The sequence below is a fragment of the Lamprobacter modestohalophilus genome (assembly GCF_016583905.1).
Taxonomy (GTDB): domain Bacteria; phylum Pseudomonadota; class Gammaproteobacteria; order Chromatiales; family Chromatiaceae; genus Lamprobacter; species Lamprobacter modestohalophilus.
This window is the reverse complement of sequence record NZ_NRRY01000110.1, coordinates 1-5,062: the sequence shown is the minus strand read 5'-3', so window position 1 is coordinate 5,062 and position 5,062 is coordinate 1. Positions and strand designations below refer to the sequence as shown.

The following is a 5,062-nucleotide window of genomic DNA, read 5'->3' as shown; positions in this document are numbered from 1 at the left end:
TCCTTGGTGAAGAAGATGGCAATTGACGAAATCATAGAAGAAGTTAGATCAAATAGAGAAGCTCATGCTGCAAGGTTTAACCATGACTTGCGCGCAATCTACGAAGATTTAAAGAAATCTGAAAAAGAACATATTCATATGGGCCATCCTTTTGTTGAGCCGCCGCTTAAACAAACACCCGCTAACAAGTCGCTTCACCGGACCACTGCTCCGCTATCGCTACTCAGTGGCCGGTGATCTTGGTCGTTAGCGGTAGCATAAACTGTACCATAGGTTGTACATGTTGGCTGGTTGCTCTATACTTGCACGGTCAACTGTACAGGAGACGACCCCATGAGAATTATTTCATTCACTGAGGCTCGCAACGGTCTTAAAGCTGTGCTGGATGGCGTGGTCAACGATGCCGACACCACGGTGATTACACGCCGTGATTCGGAAGATGCGGTGGTAATGTCGCTTGATTACTACAATAGCCTTATGGAAACAGTGCATCTTTTGCGTTCTCCCGCTAATGCAGAACACCTCAATAAATCAATTGCGCAATTTAATGCAGGAAAAGCAACTGAGCGTAAGCTGGTAGATGAAGATGAGTAGTCGGTTGCTTTGTTGGACTGACGAAGCATGGAATGACTATATCTATTGGCAAAGTCAGGATAAGAAGACCTTAAAACGGATTAATAAGTTAATAGGTGACGTGAAGCGATCTCCATTTGAAGGAATTGGCAAACCAGAGGCTCTCAAAGAAAACTTGGCTGGCTTTTGGTCGCGTCGCATTGATGAGACCAACCGCTTGGTATATGCCGTGGAGGACTCCTCCATCACGATCATTTCATGCAGGTACCACTACTGGGTGCACTGGTGCCAGCAATCCGCTAACAAGGCCGTAAACTCGGACGCATTTTTCGTTCGCTGCGCTCACTACAAATGCGCCGGTTACGGGTGGCGCTACCCGCAGAACAATCACTCGCACCCAACACCCGCTCCGGTCTCCCAACAAACCCAACCAAACCAGCCAAAGTCGTCACTGTTAGTCGGCGCCGCACAGCTACTCAGCCCACCAGTCAGCACACCCACCAACTCCCCGGTGTCAGCCCGAAAAGCCCCGGCACCACTGCTGCCGCCACTGGTCAGGCCGTCCACACAACTGACACCAAAGTAGTGGATCGCAACGATCTCGGCATTGGCGCCGCAGTAGACGACATCCGCGCAGTTCCAGTAATGACTCACCCTCCCGCGGGCAATCTTCGCCGTCTGCCCATGCGGATGATGCACGCTGATCAAGGGCGTATCGGTCTCTGGCAAGCGCGCTGACCAGCCCGCGAACACCGCCGTCTGTGGCGGCTCCCCGCGCAAGCGCAGCAACACCGTATCGATGCTCTCGTGGGCAGATAGCAGATCAGCGCCGCCAGTGACCCGCTCAGGTGCGCGAACCGGGGCCGCACCGCAAGCCTCCGCCCGGTGCCCCCAGAACGTCTCGACGCTCGAGGCCTCGGGCAGGGTCAGTTCCAGCGTCAGGCTGTCCACCCAGCAGGAGCGGACTCCAGTACAGCGGCTCAGCGTCCGCAGCATCCGCGCTAGCCATCGGCAACGCCGCCCGGTCGCGCTCCAGGCTCGCTTTGATCTCAGCCCCGCTAATCGGCGCCAAGTCATCGCTCGCCGTCGAGAACAGCCGCAGCGAAGCCCGATCCGGCAATGCCCGGACCGCAAGCCCAAGCCGCAACGCCCGCACTTCCGCACGGCAGTACCCGCTCGGCGCTGCTATCCTCAGACGATGAACGAGCACAACCGCCCTGCGCCGCCACCGCTGCCCGGCCTGACCCGGCGCCGCGAACCCCGGAGCACGCGCCGATGACGGCATCAGACCGGCTCATCCAGCACCGCCGCGCCACCCAACTCGACGCCGCCCCCGAGCTGATCGATCCGCGCACCGCGCCCATGGCCACCTTGCCGCTGTTGGGTCGCATCAGCGCCGGACAGCCGCTCGAGGCGATCGAAGATCCCGACTGGGTCGAGGTACCCGAGCACCTCGCGCAGCGGGCCGAGTTCGCGCTGCGCGTGCGCGGCGATTCGATGACCGAGGATCAGATCGAGGACGGCGATCTGATCCTGGTAAAACGCCAAGCAACGGCCACCAATGGCGAGGTCGTCGTCGCCCTGATCGACGGCGAAGCCGCCACCCCCCCCAGGCCAATCGTCAATGAAGTGGCACTGGGATCGAACAGTCAGAACTCGTCGGTGATGCGTAGAAAGCTGGCGAAGCGGGGGCGCCCGTACTTGGTGCGGCCGTGATACTTGAAGCTGACGATGCTGCCAATCGGTGGTGGGGTGGCGCGCTCGGCATCGCTGAAGTGCGTATTCCGGCCCATCGTGACCGGTGATTCCGATCGAACGTGACCGCTGATTCCGGCGGAACGTGACCGCCGATTCCGATTGATCGTGACCGATTTCCGGTGTGTTTCCGGAATCAGGGGTCACGATCCCGGAATCACCGGTCACGCTGTCCGGAATTGATCGTAGAGCGCTGGATTTCTTCAATCTTTTCGGCACCTCTCTGGTTTGTGCAACCACCGGAGCAGCGTATGCCGACCAAGAGGAGTCCAATGCGTAAGATCACCGAAGTGCTGAGGCTGAAGTTCGACGCCAAGCTCAGCCATGCCAAGATCGCCCGAGCCCTAGGGCTCTCCAAGGGCGCGGTCAACAAATACGTCAGCCTGGCCCAGGCGCAGGGGCTCGGCTGGCCGCTGCCCGAGGGCTTGGATGAGGCCGCCCTAGAGGCGCTTGTATCCCCCGCGCACGGAGTCGCCGCGCTATCTCGAGCCCGATCACGCCCAGCTGCACACCGAGCTCAAGCGCAAAGGCGTCACCCTGCAGCGACTCTGGAGCGAGTACGCCGAGGCCGCCGGCGCGCAGGCCGACCGCTACAGCCAGTTCTGCGAGCGCTACCGCCAATGGGTCAAGCGCCAAAAGCGCAGCCTGCGCCAAGTGCACCGCGCTGGCGAGAAGCTGTTTATCGATTACTGCGGTCCCACCATGGCGGTGATCGACGCCAGCAGCGGCGAGCAGCGGTGTTCTGATCGATGAGGCGGTCCACCTCGGCGACCAAGGCAGCGCGATGGCGGCGCAACTCCCCGATCGCTGGCGGTCGCGGCAAGCGCAGCGTCTGCGTGGCCCCACCGCGGAAGCGCACCTGGGCGAGGATCTCCTTGCCCTTGTGCAGGGTGACATCCTCGATCAACAAACGCAGTAGGCGCTTGCGCTCGCGCGCCGGGGTTCCCGGATCGTTCCATAAGGCCGGGAAGTCATCGGCGAGGGCCATGATCTGTGCGCGTTGCTCGTCATCGATGAGCAAACGCTCTGCCGCGCGTTGGCGTTCGTAGTGTTCCTGCGCCTCAACCACCGCCCGCAGCGCGGCATTCCAAACGGCTTCTAAGGCATCGGCGACCAGGCGGTTTTCTGGCGCGACCTGCAGGTAACTCGCCAATCGCTGCCGGGCGAAGTGCCTGCTGCTGATCCGTCACGCGTTGGCGGCACTCCCGCCCAGGTCCACCCGGGCGAAGGCCGAGCTGCCGCGTACGTCGGTCATCCCTGCCCGATATGCCGCAAGGGACACCTGTGCGTGAGTGCGCACCTCGCACCCGTGCGCCCTGACCCGGGGTAATCCGCAGCGCTGACGGCGATTAGGCAACCTCGACGTTGCCGACGTCGACAGGCCAACGCTGGCCTGCGGCTGCGTGCGCCCCGCGCTCGGAAAACCGCCTATACTGCGACGGAAGTATCCAAAAAATCAGGCTCATCACACCACGCATGCTCGACTTTCGTCTCGCAGACCGCCAGCATCGCCGCCGGTTTTCGCCGCCCGAGTGCCATCTACCCGAGCCTCGGGGATACAATCCCCTATCGTCGCCGACGGCTGTGCTGAACTCAGGCGTCGTGCAGGGAGCGGATTAGTCCAACAAACATTTATCCGTCGTGCGCGCCCGACTCAGTGCGTCAACCGCGAGATCTGCCTGGCGCACGCCGGATAAAATGCTTTTTCGTTAGCTTCCGAGAGATGCGCAACCGAACCAAAGCAAATGAAGCCTGTTGTCTACATTGAATCCTCGGTAATCAGCTATCTGGTTTCCCGTCCCAGTCGCGATGTCATCGTCGCAGGCCGCCAAGCACTGACACTTGAGTGGTGGGAAAACGATAGGCAGCGCTTTGAATTGAGAGTATCAGCTCTGGTTGAAGACGAAATCGGGCGCGGAGATCCTTCGGCTGCTAAACGCCGACTTGCGCTCATTGAACAGATTCCAAGCCTTGCCGCTACGGATAACGCTCTCTTCCTTTCTGAAAAACTCATTGCAGAAAATGCCATACCCACTGGCAGCGAAGATGACGCCCTTCACATCGCCATCGCTGCGACCCAAGGAGTAGATTATCTGCTCACCTGGAACTTCAAGCATATCAACAACACCGAAATCAAGAAATTAATCACTCGTATCGTGGAATCACTCGGCTACGTTTGCCCCTTACTTTGCTCGCCAGAAGAACTTGGAGGTACATCTAATGATTGAAGACCCGATCGTCGAGGAAATGCGAAAGTACCGGGAAGAACATGCCACCGCTTACGGACATGATCTACGGCGCATTATTGCCGCACTCCGAGAGCGGGAATTGCAATCAAAACGCCCTGTGCTTAATCCCGGTCCGAAACACTTGCTCCAAAAGACGGAGAGTTGAATTAAAGGGGCCTGGGTCGAATTGATTACCAGGCAACGATACGAACAAATCAAATCGCCTAACACGGTGCTCCAGCCGAAGCCAGATTCGCTGTCGCTCAACCGGCTCGGCTGAGCGTGGCGTTAGCGGGTGAACAACGGAGTTGGAGTAAGCTCATTGAAGCGCAAAGTTTATCTTGAAACTTCCGTCATCAGTTATTTGACTTCGCGGCCTAGTAAAACCATTATCGGTGCCGCTCACCAACAAATAACCTCAGCATGGTGGGATAAACGATATGACTATGAGTTATTCCTGTCAGAACTGGTGTTGCGTGAATGTGCTGGTGGCGATTCTGCCGCCG

General features: G+C 58.8%; 10 protein-coding genes and 1 pseudogene. 8 read left to right on the top strand and 3 right to left on the bottom strand.

Annotation, left to right across the window (positions count from 1 at the left end; translation table 11 throughout):
- The 3 genes and pseudogenes from CKO42_RS25820 to CKO42_RS25810 all read left to right on the top strand — a co-directional run.
- Positions 1–237: hypothetical protein (locus CKO42_RS25820; protein ID WP_207148833.1), on the top strand; the 237-nt coding region annotated here is incomplete at its 5' end.
- Positions 238–333: 96 nt separating this feature from the next.
- Complete coding sequence (locus CKO42_RS25815; RefSeq protein WP_200251922.1) at positions 334–594, top strand: type II toxin-antitoxin system Phd/YefM family antitoxin; 261 nt, start codon at positions 334–336, stop codon at positions 592–594.
- A pseudogene (locus tag CKO42_RS25810) lies at positions 587–847 on the top strand (Txe/YoeB family addiction module toxin); the annotation flags it as partial. The gene CKO42_RS25815 and the pseudogene CKO42_RS25810, both read left to right, overlap by 8 nt.
- Positions 848–960: 113 nt before the next feature.
- On the opposite strand, the gene CKO42_RS25805 reads toward CKO42_RS25810, so the two are convergent.
- Positions 961–1,569 (bottom strand): trypsin-like peptidase domain-containing protein, encoded by a 609-nt coding sequence (locus CKO42_RS25805; RefSeq protein WP_200251920.1) that lies wholly within the window; start codon positions 1,567–1,569, stop codon positions 961–963.
- Between the two features lie 123 nt (positions 1,570–1,692).
- Here CKO42_RS25805 and CKO42_RS25800 point away from each other — a divergent pair, with 123 nt between their 5' ends.
- A complete protein-coding gene (locus CKO42_RS25800) occupies positions 1,693–2,289 on the top strand; it encodes a LexA family protein (RefSeq protein WP_242479713.1) in 597 nt (198 codons plus the stop codon).
- Here the strand turns inward: CKO42_RS25800 and CKO42_RS25795 are convergent.
- Positions 2,223–2,366, bottom strand: a complete 144-nt coding sequence (locus CKO42_RS25795; RefSeq protein ID WP_200251918.1) for a hypothetical protein — start codon at positions 2,364–2,366, stop codon at positions 2,223–2,225. The two genes, CKO42_RS25800 and CKO42_RS25795, sit on opposite strands and share 67 nt — an antisense overlap.
- 412 nt (positions 2,367–2,778) lie before the next feature.
- Here CKO42_RS25795 and CKO42_RS25790 point away from each other — a divergent pair, with 412 nt between their 5' ends.
- Positions 2,779–3,081 (top strand): transposase, encoded by a 303-nt coding sequence (locus tag CKO42_RS25790; RefSeq protein WP_200251916.1) that lies wholly within the window; start codon positions 2,779–2,781, stop codon positions 3,079–3,081.
- On the opposite strand, the gene CKO42_RS25785 is transcribed toward CKO42_RS25790, so the two are convergent.
- Positions 3,008–3,481, bottom strand: a complete 474-nt coding sequence (locus CKO42_RS25785) for a hypothetical protein (RefSeq protein WP_200251914.1) — start codon at positions 3,479–3,481, stop codon at positions 3,008–3,010. The genes CKO42_RS25790 and CKO42_RS25785 overlap by 74 nt on opposite strands.
- Positions 3,482–4,073: 592 nt before the next feature.
- On the opposite strand from CKO42_RS25785, the gene CKO42_RS25780 reads away from it, so the two are divergent.
- From CKO42_RS25780 to CKO42_RS26990, 3 genes are all read left to right on the top strand, one after another.
- Complete coding sequence (locus tag CKO42_RS25780; protein WP_200251911.1) at positions 4,074–4,556, top strand: type II toxin-antitoxin system VapC family toxin; 483 nt, start codon at positions 4,074–4,076, stop codon at positions 4,554–4,556.
- A complete protein-coding gene (locus tag CKO42_RS25775) occupies positions 4,549–4,722 on the top strand; it encodes a hypothetical protein (RefSeq protein WP_200251908.1) in 174 nt (57 codons plus the stop codon). Before CKO42_RS25780 ends, CKO42_RS25775 begins: the two co-directional genes overlap by 8 nt.
- 156 nt (positions 4,723–4,878) lie before the next feature.
- On the top strand, positions 4,879–5,062 hold a 184-nt coding region (locus tag CKO42_RS26990; RefSeq protein WP_476737479.1), incomplete at its 3' end, for a PIN domain-containing protein.

Coding starts and splice junctions, on each gene's coding strand:
- CKO42_RS25800 (WP_242479713.1), top strand. CDS start 1,693: ATGCCCGGACCGCAAGCCCAAGCCGCAACGCCCGCACTTCCGCACGGC.
- CKO42_RS25795 (WP_200251918.1), bottom strand. CDS start 2,366: ATGGGCCGGAATACGCACTTCAGCGATGCCGAGCGCGCCACCCCACCA.
- CKO42_RS25815 (WP_200251922.1), top strand. CDS start 334: ATGAGAATTATTTCATTCACTGAGGCTCGCAACGGTCTTAAAGCTGTG.
- CKO42_RS25805 (WP_200251920.1), bottom strand. CDS start 1,569: ATGCTGCGGACGCTGAGCCGCTGTACTGGAGTCCGCTCCTGCTGGGTG.
- CKO42_RS25780 (WP_200251911.1), top strand. CDS start 4,074: ATGAAGCCTGTTGTCTACATTGAATCCTCGGTAATCAGCTATCTGGTT.
- CKO42_RS25775 (WP_200251908.1), top strand. CDS start 4,549: ATGATTGAAGACCCGATCGTCGAGGAAATGCGAAAGTACCGGGAAGAA.